We start from the raw sequence: 17,402 nt of genomic DNA, 5'->3' as shown, positions 1-17,402 counted from the left end.
TCAGCTCCTTAGGGACAATTTAGAAAAGTCATGTAGCATGTAAAATTGAAACACACTTAGAAGTATTTATTTGGCTCTTCACCATAACTTGAGATTGATTTCCGTTGCGCCAGAGAACAACAGATGTTTTGTGTAGCGAAAGCGAAGTGTCAGCTACACGACGTTGGTCACGAAGGCGTAGTCACAGGATGTGACGGTTTTGCCTTCGTTCCTAAATTCCTGGGGGCGTTCGCTCGAAGTTTAGTGTGCGATGCTTATATAGCAACCCCGCCTTACGATGATGAACTATTTAGTTTTTTGATTTTAAAATATTTTACATTAATATACAATAATTGTATTTTAGTGAACCTATTCTGTCAATGCCTCGTGACAACTGTAGACTAGAAAAGCGGGAGCGCCCTATTGAACCACTACTCAAAATCCAAACTCACAAAAAAAGGAGCGCCGAATATCGACACTCCTTTTCCTCTTATACAACTGGCTCGTCTGAACCCCATTGTTTTTTCTCTTTTTTCACTACTGTGCCATCATTTTTCTTCATTTCACGTACTTTTAATGAGTACCAAATTTGGGCTGCGATACAAATAGAAGAATACATCCCTGTTACTAAACCGATTAGTAACGCAATCGAGAAGTTTTGAATCGACGGTGCACCAAGCGCAATAAGTGCAATAACGACGATAATTACAGTTAATACCGTATTCACAGAACGTCCCATCGTTTGACGAAGTGATTTATTCACAATAGATGCAAGCTCTTCCTTCGTCGTAATTTTCTCATGGCGATTAATATTTTCACGTATACGGTCAAACGTAACAATCGTATCGTTAATAGAGTAACCAACAATTGTTAGCACTGCTGCGACAAATGTAATGTCTACCTCTAAACGTAAGAAGCTAAATATCGCAACTATAAAGAATATATCATGTAGTAGCGAAGCAATAGCACCTACGCCCATACGCCACTCAAAACGGAAAGCTACATAAATAACAATGCCAATAGCGGCAATGCTTAATGCATAAATCGCATTTTTAACAAGTTCCTTACCAACTACCGGAGACACCGTACTTACGTTAGGTTCCTCTCCAAAATCTTTCTTAATTTGCGCTTTAATATTTAATGTTTCTTGTTGAGTGAAATCCTCAGCATATCGAACCATTGCTATATTTTGCTTCTCACCAGAAATAATAACATCTTCATTTGGATGACCGATTTCATCTAAATATTGAATCATTTCTTCCTGTGTAATCGCTTTGTCTGCCGTAATATCAACTCGTGTTCCACTTACAAAGTCGATACCTAAATTTAGGCGGAATATACCTAAAATAACAGAACCAAGGAGCAAAATAATGAATGAGAATGTGTAGAATTTTTTACGATTTTCAACAAAATTAAAACGATCGAATTTTGTTGTTAAATCTAAAGTTGATACTTCCTCTTCAGGCTTATGCTGCTTAGAACGAGCCACTCCAAACCAAGCCGGGTTATTAAAGTAGCCACTGTTTACAAGTAAACCAAGTAGCATACGTGAACCCCAAACGGCTGTTACAAAGCTTAGCACCACCGAAATACTTAGTGTCGTTGCAAATCCTTTTACAGAGCTTGTACCAAAATAGAATAACACGATTGCAGCAAGTAAGGTTGTCAACTGTGCATCGATAATTGCAGACAATGATTGCTTAGAGCCTAGCTTATACGCCTCTTTAACGGTATGTCCAATGCGAAGCTCCTCGCGAATACGCTCTGCTGTTAGGATATTCGCATCTACTGCCATCCCAATACCGAGAACAATAGCCGCGATACCTGGTAAGGTTAATACGGCATTTATGCCATTAAACACGACTAGCACTAAATACGCAAACACACTTAGTGTAATAACCGAAATAAAACCAGGTAAACGGTAATACAATAGCATAAATACAAAAATAGCTAATACGCCTACAACACCAGCGAGAACGGTGCTATTTAAAGCATCTTCCCCAAACTGTGCACCTACAGAAGTCGAAAAGATTTCAGTTAATTTAACAGGTAGCGCACCTGCATTTAGCACACTAGCTAAGCTTTTCGTTTCTTCTACTGTAAAACTACCTGAAATTTCTACATCAGTAGAATTAATTACTTCCCCTACAGATGCAGCTGAAGCAAATTTAGGATTCGGCTTTAACGCCTCTGCCGCATAAGAATCGACGCCTTCTTCAAAATCAAGCCATACGACTAAAAGATTTTCACCATCGGGACGAGCAGAAATTTCTCCCGTTACCTCTGCAAATTTATTAGCATCCTTTAACGTTAATGTGACGATTGGCTGATTGTTCTTCGCATGAAATGTGGCATTTGCGCCACCCTCTTTTAAATCATTTCCATCTAAAAGCACTTTATCGTTTACATCACGGAATGTTAGTTCAGCTGTACTCGATAGGAGCTCTCGTGCTGAGGATTGATCGTCCAAACCAGCAAGCTGTACGCGGATGCGATTTTCCCCTTCTACTTCAATGCTTGGCTCACTTACACCAAACTGATTAACACGATTGTTTAACGCATTTGTTGTATCCGTTAATATTTGCTGCGTAACTTCCGAATCATCTAACGTCTCTACCTCATAAAGTACTTCAAATCCACCTTGTAAATCCAAGCCGAGTTTTACCTTATCTAAAACTCCTTGAACCGTTGTACCCATACCCGTGAACAGTAAAGCGACTACAAGTATGAAAGTAATTATACGGTTTACTAATTTCATCTATAAATCCTCCTCGAATTGTGTGCAATACGCACACTAGAAAGAGCGCAACCCACTGCGCTCTCCCCCTTACTTATGTAGCACAAGAAAAATCCACTACGATACTGCATTTTTTCATTTTCATAGGGACAAACGGCTTTCTGCACATCTACTAGATAGCTATAGTCGATGATGAATACTGAAAAAATTTGTCTAAAACACATGAGATAAGCTTATTATGAAACACGATACGCCTACTGTCAAATGAAGACAAACGGTACATATCTTTTCTTGGTCCATTTATTCATCCTTCTTTTTAGGTCCTAATAACTCCCGGAATTCTTCCATATTAATTTCTACTAATGTTTGGTTCACTTTAAATTCTTTTATTTGTGAGTGCCCCAAAACTTCAGAAGGCGTAATAGAAAAAATGGTCGATACAATATCGTGCAACGGTATTTCTTCAATTTTCATTTTTCGCCACTTTTTCTCTACACAGTAATCCCATAGCTCCATGATCGTAATGACGTCATATTTAAAGTACTTAAATTCATCGATCTTACTTTGTAATACAAGCTGTACTTTGTTAAAAAGCTGTTCATGCGGAATTGTCATAACAATCCACCCTTACGTTTAGTTTTAATGGTTGCTGTCCTTGCATACAAATATTGTATATGAATTTGTCAAAAAAGAGAAGGGATTGTACTAACCCATGGCCTCATTTATAAAAGGTACATTTTTTTTAATGATTGTCATTTTTTTATCAAAGCTACTCGGTTTTGTGTACCGCATGCAATTTATGCGCATTGCAGGTGAGGAAGTAGTCGGTATTTATATGACCGCTTTCCCTGCATACATTTTTTTCATTTCTGTCGTACAGCTCGGCTTACCAATCGCTGTCACAAAAGTAATAGCAGAGTTACATGCGAAAGGAAAAATTGCGGATACCGAGGCCGTTATGAAAACATCGATACGGCTTTCAACCATAGCTATACTTGTGATTCTGCCGTTATTAACGTTATTAACGCCCATCATCTCAGATCAATTATTACAAAATCCGGAGGCTCGCTATCCATTAATCGTTGCCATTTGTACAGTTCCAATCGTTGTGTACTCTAGCTTAGTAAGGGCCTATCTGCAAGGCTTAACAAAAATTACACCTACTGCCTGGGCAACACTTCTTGAGCAAGTGATTAGGATAAGCCTTATTACAGTACTGCTACCATATGTAGTAACTGATTCAAGTTCAAAGACTGCTGCTTATGCAATGGGTATTACAGCTATCGGTGAATTAAGCTCGTTCATCTTCTTATACCTGCACTATATCTTCCGTAAAAAGGTAGCAAAAAATCCGAATAAAGGCTATCCAACTGCACCACTATTCCGAATTGCATTACCATCTGCAGGCAGTAAATTATTCGGTACATTTACATGGTTTTTAGAGCCAATCATTTTTTTAAAGGCTTTAACGATTTCCGGTATATCAGCATCTGCTGCAACGACCCTATATGGAATTATATCCGGTGTCCATATTCCACTACTGTTATTCCCATCCTTCATTCCAGCTGCTCTTGCAATAGTGTTAATTCCCGCAGTAAGTAATGCTGTTGCGATGAATAATTCACGATTATTAAACGAACGAATTACGATTTCATTGAGGCTATCTTCACTAATTGGCTGTTATGCCGCAACCTTTTTCTTCTTATACGGTGACGAGCTCGCACAGCAACTGTTTCATTTAAAGGATTCTCACAGCTATATGAAGGTTTTAGCGCCGATTTTTTATTTTTATTATATACAAAGTCCATTACAAGCCATTCTTCAAGCAGCAGATGGTGCGAAGGTGGCAATGATGAATTCTGTCTATGGAGGTGTTGGCAAGCTCGTATTTATGCTCATTCTAGCAGCTCAGCCGTTCCTACAACAATTTGGTGCGATCATGGCGATTGGTTTAGGTGTATTATTAACCTCTTTTCTACATATCGCAGCCGTTCGTAGTCATCCGAAAATTTCAATAGGCTTCCGTATTTTTGTTGTACCATATATGAGCTTTATCGTTGTTTGTACCGCGGTATCTTTCATGCCAAAAACGACGATGCTAATAGGTACTTGCATCATGTTTGTCCTATTAACAATTGCTTTAGTACTAACAAAGCAAATTCGTCTCACGGATTTCCGATATGTTCGTTCAATTTTTGCGCGCCTTTAATTGTACATGTACCTTTCCGCCTTCATAGCAGCAATAAAATACTTGCTTTACAGATAGCACCCCTTGTTCACGGAGCTCATCTTCTAGCCAGGTTAGGTCTTTACCAATAAATTTTAAATGCTTCTTATCAACATAGCCGTCGACGATAAGAGGCATAATAAACGGTTCACCGTCCTTTTGAAACACAGATAGTTTACCGGATTGCTCTAAAAATGCGTACGAAATGCTTTGAATAGAAGTAATCCCCTGCTCACGAAGTTGCTGAAAGAGGTCATCCAAATTGTAGCGCTGCTTTCGCATTTCTGTTTCAATGATAACCCCATTTTTTATCACAACGGACGGATCACCATCGATAACATCACGAATTTTTTTATTTTTTAAAATAAAAAGGGCATTTAAATATTGGATTATAAATAATAGGATGATAGGAAAGACAGCAAGCATAAATGGCTGTTTTACGTCATCTAACGCAAGCGCTGCAACTTCAGCAATTAATATATACACAGCAACATCTAATATACTTAGCTCCCCTACCTCCCGTTTGCCCATCAGTCGGAATACAAGCAATACGAGCACATATAAAAAAATCGTACGCGCACTAATTAATAGATATTCGATCATGCATGCCACCTCTTTTAACAGATTTAAAAAATGTTCATACACATTCAAATACAAGTTTGCACAACGACCTTACTATCTATTCAAAAATAAAAAAGCCTACCATAAAGGTAGGCTTTTTTGATATCTAACGATAGACATCGGAACTATTCTCTTATTCGTTATCTAAAACGCGACCGATTGCTTGACGCTCAAATTTTAAACGCGTGTTACCATCAACTTTGATAAACACAGCACTGTCCTCAATCGCATCGATTTCTCCATGAAGACCACCAATCGTTACAACACGATCCCCACGTTTTAAATTACTTTGCATTGCCATCGTCGCTTTTTGTCTTTTTTGTGCAGGGCGGATTAAAATGAACCACATCGCAACAAACAATATAACTAGCGGAATAAATTGATATAAACCTTGCATTTGCTTATGTCCCCCCTTTCTTAAGTATCACTTCACTAGTATAGTATAAATTTAAGGAAAATAGGGAAATGAAATACCATTTTCTAAAATTTTTCTATGAAATGAATAATATTTCTGCAATTCCTACTAGAAATTCTTAGCATTTGGTAAATTAAACCCATATTTTTCAAAGAATTCTTCTTTAAAATCACCTAAACGATCTTCACGAATCGCTTCTCGTACTTGCTCCATTAATTTAATAAGAAAATGCAGATTATGATATGACGTTAAACGTATACCAAAAGTTTCTTCAGTACGAATTAAATGACGAATATATGCGCGTGTATAATTTTTACATGTATAGCAATCACAGTTTGGATCGATTGGCGAGAAGTCTCGAGCATACTTTGCATTTTTCACCACTAAGCGACCTTCAGAAGTCATAAGTGTACCGTTACGTGCAATACGTGTTGGTAGAACACAGTCAAACATATCAATTCCTCGAATAGCACCATCGATCAGTGAGTCCGGGGAACCAACGCCCATTAAATAGCGAGGCTTGTCCGCAGGCATTAATGGTGCTGTAAACTCTAATACACGATTCATTACATCTTTTGGCTCACCTACTGATAAACCACCGATTGCATAGCCTGGAAAGTCTAGCTCAACTAAAGCCTCTGCAGAACGACGACGTAAATCTTCATACTCGCCACCTTGAATAATACCGAATAATCCTTGCTCGTGCGGACGCTTATGTGCATCCTTACAACGCTTTGCCCAACGAGTTGTACGATCGACAGAGGCTAACATATACTCGTGGGTTGCTGGATATGGCGGACATTCATCAAATGCCATCATAATATCTGAGCCTAGGTCATTTTGAATTTCCATTGCTTTTTCTGGACTAAGGAATAGCTTGTCTCCATTTAAATGGTTACGGAAGTGAACGCCCTCCTCCTCAATTTTACGAAACTGACTTAGAGAGAATACTTGGAAGCCACCAGAATCAGTTAAAATCGGACGATCCCAGTTCATAAATTTATGCAGCCCGCCTGCTTCCTTGACAATATCATTCCCTGGTCGAAGCCATAGATGATACGTATTTGAAAGGATGATGCCCGCATTCATTTCCTTTAATTCCTCAGGTGACATCGTTTTTACGGTCGCCTGTGTCCCTACTGGCATAAATGTAGGCGTTTCAAATGAGCCGTGTGGCGTATGCACAATCCCTAGGCGCGCTCCCGTTTGCTTACAAGTTTTAATTAATTCATAGCGAATTGCTGGTTGTGTCATTCTATTATTCCTCTCATTGTTATTATTACTTAGTAAATTATTTTTTCGGGCGAATAAACATTGCATCACCAAAGCTAAAGAATCGATATTTGTCCTTCACAGCCTCCTCATAAGCATGAAGAATCGTTTCCTTCCCCGCCAATGCACTTACTAGCATCACGAGCGTTGATTTTGGTAAATGGAAATTCGTTATTAACCCATCAATCGCTTTATATTCATAGCCTGGATAAATAAATATATTTGTCCAGCCCTGCTCTGCGCGAATTTCCCCGTTATATTTGGATGCTATCGTTTCCAACGTACGTGTCGATGTTGTCCCAACTGAAATGACTCGTCCGCCATTTTTCTTTGTACGATTAATCGTCTCTGCTGCCTCAGCTGTTACACTGTAAAACTCAGAATGCATATCATGGTCCTCGATTGAATTTACACTAACGGGGCGGAAAGTTCCAAGACCTACATGCAATGTGACAAAGACAATCTCTACACCTTTTTCTTTAATCTCTTGTAATAACTGCTCTGTAAAATGCAAGCCAGCAGTTGGAGCAGCAGCTGATCCGCGCTCCTTCGCAAAAACCGTTTGATAACGATCCTGATCATCTAGCTTTTCACGAATATACGGTGGTAATGGCATTTCTCCTAGTTTATCTAGAATTTCATAAAAAATACCATCATAGCTAAACGTAAATGTTCGTCCGCCATGTTCAAGTTCACCTGTACATGTAGCCTTTAGTAAACCCTCACCAAAGGTTACAACTGTCCCAACCTTTACTCGTTTAGCAGGCTTAACAAGTGTTTCCCACTCATCATCCCCTATTTGCTTTAATAATAATAGCTCGATATTTGCACCTGTATCTTCTTTCTGACCCATTAGACGAGCTGGGAGTACGCGTGTATCATTTAAAACAAGACAGTCACCTGCCTTCAGCTCATCTAAAATATGCGAGAATCCATGGTGCTCTACCTCTTGCTTATATGGATTTACGACCATTAAGCGACTCGCTGTACGGTCAAGTAAAGGCGTCTGTGCAATTAATTCTTCTGGTAAATGAAAATCAAAATCTTCTACTTTCACAATGGTTTCTTCCTTTTTTAATTTTGTGCTGGATGTTCGTATCCGAAATGAGTAAAAGCTATATCCGTTGCCACTCGACCTCTTGGTGTCCGTTGAATAAAACCAATTTGCAATAGATACGGCTCATACACATCCTCAATCGTTACTCTTTCTTCACCGATGGATGCTGCGATCGTATCTAACCCAACAGGACCGCCACCGAATCGTTCTATCAGAGCTCTAACTAATTTATGGTCAATATGATCAAGTCCTCGTGGATCAACCTGTAGCAGCTCTAATGCCTGCTTCACTAAGCTCATCGTAATTCGGCCGTCTCCTATTACTTGCGCATAATCACGCACTCGTTTTAATAGCCGATTAGCAATACGCGGTGTGCCACGCGAACGACGTGCCATCTCAAACGCTGCTTGGTCGTCAATATTCACATCAAACAACTTTCCACTTCGAATAACGATATCTGCTAATGACTGCTCGTCGTAGTACTCTAGTCGAGAATGCACACCAAAACGATCTCGCAAAGGCGCAGAGAGTGCACCGACACGAGTTGTAGCGCCTACTAGTGTAAATGGAGGCAAATCAAGACGAACAGAGCGCGCCTCAGGACCTTTACCGATAACAATATCTAAGCAAAAGTCCTCCATCGCTGGATACAGTACTTCTTCTATAGCTCGTGGTAACCTGTGAATCTCGTCTATGAATAACACATCCCCTGGTTCGAGGGAGCTTAATATAGCGGCTAAATCACCTGGTCGCTCAATCGCTGGACCACTCGTCATTTTTACATGCACGCCCATTTCATTTGCAATAACTGCGGCAAGCGTCGTTTTCCCTAACCCGGGAGGACCGTATAACAATACATGATCTAGACTTTCTTCGCGAAGCTTAGCCGCCTCAATAAAAATCTTTAAATTCTCTTTAACTCTAGGCTGTCCAATATATTGTGCTAATTTTTGCGGTCGTAGGGAAAGCTCCAGTTGCTCCTCATAGTCGTGTGATTCGCTAGATAGAATACGGTCTGTCATGCTCGTTCCTCCTTTCTTATTTTAGCTTTAATAACAGTTTTAATGCTTGTTTAATATAAGCGTCTGTTGTCGTTAATGCTCCATCATCTTCTAGGGTTTGCTTTATCTTTGCTAATTCCCTCTCTGAATAGCCAAGCGCTACTAGAGCAAGCATCGCCTCTTCTAGCTCATGCTTATGAGGATTAACGCCAAATAGCGGAAGCTCATTTTCTGCACTCGGTAATTGTACTACATCCATTAACGAGCCTAGTTTCCCCTTTAAGTCTAGAATCATTTGACGAGCCGTTTTCTTTCCTACACCAGGAAACTTCACTAGGAACGCCTCATCCTCTAGTTCAATTGCTCCAATAACTTGTCCTGGATTACCACTTGCTAAGATCGCAAGGGCACCTTTTGGACCGATGCCAGATACTCCAATTAGCTTTCGGAAAAGCTCGCGCTGATCTAAGCTTGTAAAGCCGAATAGCATTTGCGCATCCTCTCGAACGTGCATATGTACATAAATTTGCTGTAAATCTGTACCGATTCGAAACGCATATGGATTCGGTGTATAAAGTTGCCAGCCAATACCTTGCCCTTCTAAAACAATATATTCCGGCATAACCCGAGCAACTTGTCCTTTTAAATAGTCATACATTGTTTTCCCCTCACAATCAACCTTTATAGTATATCATATTGTTCGCATTTTCCCCGAACAACTGTATAGTAGAAAATCTATTCGCGCTAAAGAGAACCAAAATCTTTCACTATATATTGCTAAGTGAGTATATTCCATCTATAGTTTTTCCAAGAAGACTCACGAACATTTGAGTGAAGCGGAACGATGCATATGTTGATAAAAATCTAAATGATGAAATTGATTGTAGTGACAAAAGAAAGACCGCCAAATGTTTGACGGTCATGATTATATTTATCATTAATCGAATGTATTTTACCATAAATCTTATGTTATTTCTGTTTATTCGCTTCAATTTGCTTTATAAGCTGTGGATATTTCGATAGAGTTTGATCTGTTAATGGATATAAATATTCTAAAAGAACACTTCTCTGTTTATCATCTACCTGCAATACGTACAGCCATTCTCTTAGTAGCTCATTAGGGTATAACAAATAATCCAACTTATGCTTTGCTTTACTCGTATAAGAATGCTGCTGTAAGAGTAACGTTAAATCATAATCAACATTTGGCAGTACACGATGTAACCATAATATTATTTCATCTGATGGTTCTCCAAGAGTCGCTAAATCAAAATCGATCATTTTCGGTGTATCACTTAGTAAAAAATTATGGTGAACAACATCCCCATGCAGTAATGTTTTCTTTTCATTCTTCCCTTTCACTTTGCGCATCTTTTTCATAGCAAGCTCTGTTAAATTAATTATTGAATAATATTTATCATTTAATAAGGGAAGAAGCTTTTCCTCATTCGCTAAAAAACGGTCAAACCGCACCGACCATTTATACGACAAATTATGAACTGGAATCATTTCCTCGCCCCAGTTTACTTCGTTATTCGTTTCGTGCAAACATTGTAGCATATCGAGTACCTGCTGACGGTCATTCTTACGCTCATACTGTGCCTGTCTGCCGTCAATCCAACGTTGTACAATATAGTGAGGTGCACTATTTGATCGTATTGGGGCGAAATATGGGAACTCTATTTTCTTTAATTTTTCATAAATCATTTTCACTCGCTGAGCGTTATATAATTCATCATAAAATTTAACAAAATATGTTCCACTCTTTGTTTCCCATTTCCAGCAATTACGCTTTAGCTGCATTAGCCATCACCATTGTGGTGGTGGGCATGGTGCATAATACGGGAACTGGTGGAGTTGGGAACATGTTGGGCAAGGCTGATACGGTTGGAATGGCTGCATTGGCATGAATGGCATTGAGCCCATTGGCATTTCCATCGGCATACCCATCGGCATCTGTTGTGTCGCATATTCAACAGAGTCGGCATCCTCATTAAATTCTTGTACGCTTTCATTATTATCACTAATATCCTCAGTCATAGACTCCTCATTAAACTGCTGCATGCCCATTTCTTCTGTAGGGATAAATGGCTGCGCAAAATTACCATACGGCATTGGCTGTGGCATCCATTCCGGTTGCATCGGCATCCATTGAGCGCAACCGTGGTGCATATCTGACATTGGGTGACATGGCATCGGCATATGATGTCCATGCATTGGTGGACACGGCATCGGCATATGGTGACCATGCATTGGTGGGCATGGCATTGGCATACATGGCATTTGTTGTGGCATCATCATTGGCATTTCCTGTACTTCCTGACTCTCCATTTCTGGCATATGCTGAGGAGGAACCATTGGCATGCCTGGCATTTGTTGTGGCGGAATCATTTGCATACCAGGCATCCCCACCGGTGGTACCATTTGCATACCTGGCATTTGCATAGGTGGTGTCATTTGCATACCTGGAAATTGTGGTGGTGCGATTAATTGTATTGGTGGGAATTGTGGTGGTGCGACTAGTTGAATTTGCGGCATTTGTTGTGGTGCTTTCATAGGCATTTCTGGCATATGCTGAGGTACCTTTAAAGGCATCTCTGGCATTTTTTTCGGTGGTGTTACAGGCACTTCCGGTACCGGCTGCCATTTCTCCACTGCCTTTGGTGGAGTAGTCTCTGTTTTACTCGGTGGTGTTACATGTTGCTTGCTCGGTAGCGTTCCAGCCTTATTTGAACTTTCCATCGGCGTAGCAGGTGTTTCCATTTGGTTTGGCAAAAATATTTCCATCCCCGGAACAATATAGTCCGGATTTGCTAAATGTGCATTTAATCGTTTTAAATCGTCAAAGCTCACTTTATATTCTTTGGCGATTTTCCATAACGTATCTCCTCGTTGCACGATATGAACTCGCATTAATAGCCCCCTTTTCTCGCTATAGCATATGCCCTAATACAAAAAAGGTCACAAAAATTTTCACGCATAAGTGCTGTCGTGATACACTATGCTTACACTAGTATCCTTATACAAATTTAGAGGTGATCTCATGAAAAAAATGTTAGGTGAGGAGCGCCGGCTCGAATTACTTACCTTATTACAAAATCATAAAGGCCCTATAACGGGGACAGATATGGCAAAGCACGCGAATGTTTCACGACAGGTTATCGTAAATGATATGAATTTATTAAAGGCAAGAAATGAACCTATTGTTGCGACGAGTCAAGGGTATATCTATTACATGGCCGAACAAGCCGTCCGTACATACGAACGAAAAATTGTTTGCATGCATTCATCACAAGAAACAAAGGATGAAATGTATACGTTAGTTGATTGTGGTGTTACGATAAATAACGTTATCGTCGAGCATCCGATTTACGGTGAAATTACGGCGTCCATTATGGTCTCTAACCGTTTTGAGGTGGACTCATTTTTAAATCGTCTGCAGGAATCAAACGCTAGCCTGCTTTCTGCTTTAACAGACGGAACACATCTTCATGTCATTTCAGCTCCTAGCACCGAGATGCTTGATCAAGCCGAAGCGAGGCTACGTGAAAAAGGCTATTTAATTGAAGGATAATTTCCTGAGGAAGCGACCCCGAACGTGCGGCGCGAACGCCTAGATACTGTTTAAACTTGAAAAACGTTTACTTATATTTAAAAAGGGAGTACGTGAACGAAATTTGATCACGTACTCACTTATCCATTTTACTTCGAGTGCCCTTATCGTAAATGATGCTCTAAATTCATAACAATTGCTTTAAATTCTTTCCTATCATGTAGGGATTGAAATAACGGCTGCTCGACAATCGTTGCGATTAAATCCCGCTTAATAGAAGCGTCATCTCTCGGCGCCATATTGCCCAAATCCAAAGTAGCCGTTATCCATCTTTCGATTCTATAAAAATAATCATCTCCATGAAGGGCAATTGGAAACTCTATTTCTGCACAAGCCCGTCCATAATAATGCAGCATCTCTAACGCCTTTTCTTCGTTTTGCAGAAGCATATAGCCGCTTGCCGCCTTAAAATAAAACACAAGAGCGCAATTCACATTTAGCTTTGATAGGTTAAATAACTCGATCATCGTATGCAATCGCCTTACTGTTTCTTCAAAAAGGGCTGGTTTATCTAGATGAAGATGGAGCGTTTCTGTTGCACTTGAGAATAACCCGATGACATGCTGATATTGACTAATTTGTAATGTTTCCATTGCTTCATCAGGCTTCGATAATAATGTATAGGCAGAGGCCATGAGCATTTCAGAACCGTAGTATATTTCCACTTTCTCTCCAACAATGCGAAGCACTTCCTCTGGCTGCTGTAGCATTAAGTAAATTTGAGCCCCCAACATATTCGCCTTATAGACATATTGATAATCCTCACTACTATTCTTAATCCGATCACAAATCTTTAATACTCTATGCATTGTTTCGGTCGGATTAGCAGATATATTACTATAATTTCCAAGTAATACAGCCATTTGGAAAATAAAAGGATTACAAGAATAATATTCTTCAATTAGTCTGTTAATCTCTTCCTCTACTTCCTGGTAAGGCTTCGTATTAAAATCATTGGCTAGCCTAGCATAAGTTTTTCGTATTTGATCTAAGGTCATTTGTGGCTCATAGCCTAGCAAATCATCAATCGTTGTACTAAAAAAAGTAGCAAGCTTTGGTAATAGAGCAATATCAGGATAGCTTAGTCCCTTTTCCCATTTTGATACCGCCGCCTTCGATACGCCGACAAATTGTGCTACTTGATCTTGTGTGTACTGTAATCCCTTCCGTAGGTTAGCCATTTTAGTAGAGAATTGGAGATTCATCATTACCCAGCTCCTTTCAAAATAATGACTAGTAGCGCTTGATCATGTACGACAAGTTAATGCAAAGTCCACTTAGCCTAATGTTGATTTCTACTACGGACTGCGCGTTTCCCACTGGCACGACGGAAGCTTACAGATCTTCTCTTGAGCCTTAATCGATAAAACGATTCCTTTGCTCTTTTGTTGGTAGCATGCAGCTTTGACGCTGACCAAACCATTTGTAACGATTTTTTGCAACGATATCATAGAAGTAATCGCGTATCGGACGAGGAATTAGTACAGCAAGGTAAGCTAGCTTCCATAAACCATTCAGCTTTTTAGCAATTTTTAATGCTGCATCAGATTTTACATATGCCCTCTCCTCATCAATGAACACTAAACTATCAATAGACTCCTCTATTCGATACTGCTCTTTTAATTGTGCCCCCTTATTACTTTGCAGGGCTGCAAAATTAATCCTAGCTTGCTTATCTCGTTTTAGGATAAATTGCACGCTCGCATCACAAAAATGACAAAGACCATCAAATAGAACGATGCCCAAGATAATCACCTCATTCTGGTGTGTTATATGTATAGTACGTGCCGAGTGACTTTACTGTACACCCAAGAGCCTCTAATTCTTCTACAGCGCCCTTCATCATTGGAATATTTTCATCTGCTTGCACATCAACAATAAAGAAATAATCACCAAGGCCTGTTTTTAACGGGCGTGATTCTATTTTACTTAAGTTTAGCTTACGCCATGCAAATACAGATAGGACTTGATGTAGTGCTCCTGATATATCGGTTGGTAACGTTACCATCAATGTCGTTTTTGGCCCACCATTCCAATGCTCATGTGGAAGTCGAATATTTTGTTTTGATAACACAAAGAAGCGCGTATGATTAAAATGGAAATCATGTATATTTTTTTCTACAATTTCTAAATCATATTTTTCGGCAGCTGATGCATTTCCGATTGCTGCAATACATCGTTCTGGTGATTCTGATACGAGCTTTGCCGCTGCCGCTGTGGATGAATATTGATTCAATGGGACACCGCTAAAACGATAAAATAAAAATTTATGACATTGTGCTAAAGCATGCGGATGTGAGTAAATACCCTCAAGATTTTGCCAGTTTGCGACGTGCCTTTTATGTACTAATAAATGCTGCTGTATTTTCGATAGGACTTCACCTGTTACATATAAATCTGCTTCATGAAATAAATAATCCACTGTCAACGGGACCGAGCCTTCTAAAGCATTTTCTAATGGAACAACTGCAAAATCTACCTTCCCTTCAGCCACAGCCTCAATACATTCTGGAATTGTCGTATAGGGAACGAGCCATTCGTTTGGAAATATACCCTTTGTTGCTAAATAAGTAAAAGACGCTTCCGGTCCTAAGTATGCGATTCGTTTTTCCCACTGTTCATTTGACATAGTATAGCCTCCAAACACACTTTCATTTCTAAATTTTCAGTTAATAATAAGTAAAAAGAAGAGCGCTTTTACACGCTCTAGCTTCTATAATGCACCTGAACTAATAACCTCTGCTGATTCTACAAAATCTAGCTTTTTTAATAGCCCTATCAATTCATCTAATTCACCTGTCATTCCTGTTACATCTAAGGATAGCGTAACATTCGCACGCCCTTGAATCGGAATTGTTTGATGAATTGTTAGCACATTGCAATGTGCATCGGATACCATTTCAAGTAGCCTCGCAAGCGCTCCCTTGCGATCTTGTAGCTGAATAAATACTGTTAAAATACGTTCTTTGACAATTGAGTGAAAGGGAAAAACGGCATCTCGATATTTATAAAAGGCGCTTCGCGATAACTCTACTTCCTTTACAGCATCCCATATGGAAGCAACCCTACCACTTTGCAGAAGCTGTTTTGCTTCTAGCGTTTTTTGCATAGCGTCTGTTAATACGTCTTCACGTACTAAATAATATCGTTGATTGGCAACGTTTTTCATAGTCTTTCCCCCTGAACCTTAGTCTACAAATTCAAATTCAAATTCTAATAGGCGAACAGTGTCACCATTTTCTGCACCACGTTCACGGAGTGCCTCATCAACACCTAATGCACGAAGCTGACGTGCAAATCGACGAATACCATCTTCACGACTAAAGTCAGTCATTTTGAATAGACGTTCAATCGACCCACCTGACAGTATAAACGCACCGTCATCATCACGTGTAATTTCAAAGTTATCCTTCTTCGACTCATGCTTGTAAAGAACAGTTGCATCCGTTTCTTCTTCTTCGACTTCATGCAGCTGGAATTCTGGTGTAACCTCTAATAGGTCTGCGATTTCAAACAATAACGGTTTAAGGCCTTGACGTGAAACAGCTGAAACAGAGAATACTTTAATATCTTCTCCAACTTTTTGCTTAAAGATTTCTAAGTTTTCTTCTGCTCCTGGCATGTCCATTTTATTCGCAACAACAAGCTGCGGACGCTCTGTTAAACGTAAATTATATTGCTCAAGCTCATTATTAATTGTTACATAATCATCATATGGTTCGCGCCCTTCCATACCGCTCATATCAATAACATGCACGATAACTCGTGTACGCTCAATATGACGAAGGAACTGCATCCCTAAGCCAACTCCCTGATGTGCGCCTTCAATAAGCCCCGGTAAGTCCGCCATTGCAAAGCTACGACCATCATCTGTTTCTACCATACCTAAATTCGGAACAATCGTTGTAAAATGATAGGCACCGATTTTTGGTTTCGCCGCTGAAACAACTGATAATAAAGTAGATTTACCTACTGATGGGAAGCCTACTAAACCAACATCTGCTAATACTTTTAACTCTAATATAACATCTAATTCTTGACCTGGCTCCCCTTTTTCTGCAAGCTCTGGAGCAGGATTAGCTGGTGTGGCAAAGCGCGAGTTCCCGCGTCCTCCACGACCAGCCTTCGCAATAACTGCTCGCTGCCCATGCTCGACTAAATCGGCGATAACTGCCTTTGTTTCTGCATTGATTACAACAGTTCCAGGTGGTACTTTAACAACTAAATCTTCCGCCTTACGACCGTGCATCCCTTTACTCATTCCGTGCTCACCACGATCTGCCTTAAAGTGACGTTTATAACGGAAGTCCATTAACGTACGTAAGCCTTCTTCTACTTCGAATACAACGTTCCCACCATGGCCACCATCGCCACCAGCTGGCCCACCATTTGGGACATATTTTTCACGACGAAAGGCAACCATTCCATCGCCACCGTCTCCACCTTTAACGTAAATCTTTACGTGATCGACAAACATTCC

General features: G+C 39.9%; 17 protein-coding genes. 2 read left to right on the top strand and 15 right to left on the bottom strand.

Annotated elements, in window-relative coordinates; all coding sequences use genetic code 11:
- Positions 1–469: 469 nt before the first annotated feature.
- Both secDF and V4T18_RS05110 read right to left on the bottom strand, forming a co-directional pair.
- Positions 470–2,737: a protein translocase subunit SecDF gene (secDF, locus tag V4T18_RS05115; protein ID WP_332647212.1), complete on the bottom strand. Its 2,268-nt coding sequence runs from the start codon at positions 2,735–2,737 to the stop codon at positions 470–472.
- Between the two features lie 279 nt (positions 2,738–3,016).
- Positions 3,017–3,331 carry a post-transcriptional regulator gene (locus V4T18_RS05110; RefSeq protein ID WP_332647209.1) on the bottom strand — a complete coding sequence of 105 codons (315 nt, stop codon included), beginning with the start codon at positions 3,329–3,331 and terminating at the stop codon, positions 3,017–3,019.
- Positions 3,332–3,428: 97 nt separating this feature from the next.
- Here V4T18_RS05110 and V4T18_RS05105 point away from each other — a divergent pair, with 97 nt between their 5' ends.
- Complete coding sequence (locus V4T18_RS05105) at positions 3,429–4,925, top strand: putative polysaccharide biosynthesis protein (protein ID WP_332647207.1); 1,497 nt, start codon at positions 3,429–3,431, stop codon at positions 4,923–4,925.
- Here the strand turns inward: V4T18_RS05105 and V4T18_RS05100 are convergent.
- The 8 genes from V4T18_RS05100 to V4T18_RS05065 form a co-directional block, all read right to left on the bottom strand.
- A complete protein-coding gene (locus V4T18_RS05100; RefSeq protein ID WP_332647205.1) occupies positions 4,905–5,546 on the bottom strand; it encodes a DUF421 domain-containing protein in 642 nt (213 codons plus the stop codon). The two genes, V4T18_RS05105 and V4T18_RS05100, sit on opposite strands and share 21 nt — an antisense overlap.
- 151 nt (positions 5,547–5,697) lie before the next feature.
- Positions 5,698–5,961: a preprotein translocase subunit YajC gene (yajC, locus tag V4T18_RS05095; RefSeq protein ID WP_332647203.1), complete on the bottom strand. Its 264-nt coding sequence runs from the start codon at positions 5,959–5,961 to the stop codon at positions 5,698–5,700.
- 126 nt (positions 5,962–6,087) lie between these two features.
- On the bottom strand, positions 6,088–7,233 hold the full coding sequence (gene tgt / locus V4T18_RS05090; RefSeq protein WP_332647202.1) for a tRNA guanosine(34) transglycosylase Tgt: 1,146 nt from the start codon (positions 7,231–7,233) through the stop codon (positions 6,088–6,090).
- A 37-nt stretch (positions 7,234–7,270) separates the two neighbouring features.
- Positions 7,271–8,308, bottom strand: coding sequence for a tRNA preQ1(34) S-adenosylmethionine ribosyltransferase-isomerase QueA (gene queA / locus V4T18_RS05085; protein WP_332647200.1), 1,038 nt, complete (start codon positions 8,306–8,308; stop codon positions 7,271–7,273).
- A gap of 17 nt (positions 8,309–8,325) precedes the next feature.
- Complete coding sequence (ruvB, locus tag V4T18_RS05080) at positions 8,326–9,330, bottom strand: Holliday junction branch migration DNA helicase RuvB (protein WP_332647198.1); 1,005 nt, start codon at positions 9,328–9,330, stop codon at positions 8,326–8,328.
- A gap of 16 nt (positions 9,331–9,346) precedes the next feature.
- Positions 9,347–9,967: a Holliday junction branch migration protein RuvA gene (gene ruvA / locus V4T18_RS05075; protein ID WP_332647197.1), complete on the bottom strand. Its 621-nt coding sequence runs from the start codon at positions 9,965–9,967 to the stop codon at positions 9,347–9,349.
- A gap of 311 nt (positions 9,968–10,278) precedes the next feature.
- A complete protein-coding gene (locus V4T18_RS05070) occupies positions 10,279–11,112 on the bottom strand; it encodes a phosphotransferase (RefSeq protein WP_332647195.1) in 834 nt (277 codons plus the stop codon).
- Between the two features lie 6 nt (positions 11,113–11,118).
- The gene (locus V4T18_RS05065; RefSeq protein ID WP_332647194.1) at positions 11,119–12,222 is read right to left on the bottom strand and encodes a LysM peptidoglycan-binding domain-containing protein; all 1,104 of its coding nucleotides are present in this window, start codon (positions 12,220–12,222) and stop codon (positions 11,119–11,121) included.
- Between the two features lie 130 nt (positions 12,223–12,352).
- On the opposite strand from V4T18_RS05065, the gene V4T18_RS05060 reads away from it, so the two are divergent.
- Positions 12,353–12,883: a transcription repressor NadR gene (locus V4T18_RS05060; RefSeq protein WP_332647192.1), complete on the top strand. Its 531-nt coding sequence runs from the start codon at positions 12,353–12,355 to the stop codon at positions 12,881–12,883.
- A gap of 143 nt (positions 12,884–13,026) precedes the next feature.
- Here V4T18_RS05060 and V4T18_RS05055 read toward each other — a convergent pair whose 3' ends face one another.
- The 5 genes from V4T18_RS05055 to obgE form a co-directional block, all read right to left on the bottom strand.
- Positions 13,027–14,130, bottom strand: a complete 1,104-nt coding sequence (locus tag V4T18_RS05055; RefSeq protein ID WP_332647191.1) for a helix-turn-helix domain-containing protein — start codon at positions 14,128–14,130, stop codon at positions 13,027–13,029.
- A gap of 148 nt (positions 14,131–14,278) precedes the next feature.
- Positions 14,279–14,677, bottom strand: a complete 399-nt coding sequence (locus V4T18_RS05050) for a thiol-disulfide oxidoreductase DCC family protein (RefSeq protein WP_332647189.1) — start codon at positions 14,675–14,677, stop codon at positions 14,279–14,281.
- A 1-nt stretch (position 14,678) separates the two neighbouring features.
- Complete coding sequence (gene pheA, locus V4T18_RS05045) at positions 14,679–15,551, bottom strand: prephenate dehydratase (protein WP_332647187.1); 873 nt, start codon at positions 15,549–15,551, stop codon at positions 14,679–14,681.
- An 84-nt stretch (positions 15,552–15,635) separates the two neighbouring features.
- Positions 15,636–16,091, bottom strand: a complete 456-nt coding sequence (locus tag V4T18_RS05040; protein WP_332647185.1) for an ACT domain-containing protein — start codon at positions 16,089–16,091, stop codon at positions 15,636–15,638.
- An 18-nt stretch (positions 16,092–16,109) separates the two neighbouring features.
- On the bottom strand, positions 16,110–17,399 hold the full coding sequence (gene obgE, locus V4T18_RS05035; RefSeq protein ID WP_332647183.1) for a GTPase ObgE: 1,290 nt from the start codon (positions 17,397–17,399) through the stop codon (positions 16,110–16,112).
- Positions 17,400–17,402: the final 3 nt, after the last annotated feature.

It is taken from the genome of Lysinibacillus sp. 54212 (assembly GCF_036662795.1).
Taxonomy (GTDB): Bacteria; Bacillota; Bacilli; order Bacillales_A; family Planococcaceae; genus Lysinibacillus_B.
This window is presented reverse-complemented; position numbering and strand designations above follow the sequence as displayed.

Excerpts from the sequence above, each read along its gene's own strand:
- V4T18_RS05105 (WP_332647207.1), top strand. The coding sequence starts at position 3,429 with ATGGCCTCATTTATAAAAGGTACATTTTTTTTAATGATTGTCATTTTT.
- V4T18_RS05065 (WP_332647194.1), bottom strand. The coding sequence starts at position 12,222 with ATGCGAGTTCATATCGTGCAACGAGGAGATACGTTATGGAAAATCGCC.
- V4T18_RS05110 (WP_332647209.1), bottom strand. The coding sequence starts at position 3,331 with ATGACAATTCCGCATGAACAGCTTTTTAACAAAGTACAGCTTGTATTA.
- tgt (WP_332647202.1), bottom strand. The coding sequence starts at position 7,233 with ATGACACAACCAGCAATTCGCTATGAATTAATTAAAACTTGTAAGCAA.
- secDF (WP_332647212.1), bottom strand. The coding sequence starts at position 2,737 with ATGAAATTAGTAAACCGTATAATTACTTTCATACTTGTAGTCGCTTTA.
- V4T18_RS05055 (WP_332647191.1), bottom strand. The coding sequence starts at position 14,130 with ATGATGAATCTCCAATTCTCTACTAAAATGGCTAACCTACGGAAGGGA.
- V4T18_RS05040 (WP_332647185.1), bottom strand. The coding sequence starts at position 16,091 with ATGAAAAACGTTGCCAATCAACGATATTATTTAGTACGTGAAGACGTA.
- obgE (WP_332647183.1), bottom strand. The coding sequence starts at position 17,399 with ATGTTTGTCGATCACGTAAAGATTTACGTTAAAGGTGGAGACGGTGGC.
- V4T18_RS05060 (WP_332647192.1), top strand. The coding sequence starts at position 12,353 with ATGAAAAAAATGTTAGGTGAGGAGCGCCGGCTCGAATTACTTACCTTA.
- pheA (WP_332647187.1), bottom strand. The coding sequence starts at position 15,551 with ATGTCAAATGAACAGTGGGAAAAACGAATCGCATACTTAGGACCGGAA.
- ruvA (WP_332647197.1), bottom strand. The coding sequence starts at position 9,967 with ATGTATGACTATTTAAAAGGACAAGTTGCTCGGGTTATGCCGGAATAT.
- V4T18_RS05100 (WP_332647205.1), bottom strand. The coding sequence starts at position 5,546 with ATGATCGAATATCTATTAATTAGTGCGCGTACGATTTTTTTATATGTG.
- ruvB (WP_332647198.1), bottom strand. The coding sequence starts at position 9,330 with ATGACAGACCGTATTCTATCTAGCGAATCACACGACTATGAGGAGCAA.
- yajC (WP_332647203.1), bottom strand. The coding sequence starts at position 5,961 with ATGCAAGGTTTATATCAATTTATTCCGCTAGTTATATTGTTTGTTGCG.
- V4T18_RS05070 (WP_332647195.1), bottom strand. The coding sequence starts at position 11,112 with ATGCAGCTAAAGCGTAATTGCTGGAAATGGGAAACAAAGAGTGGAACA.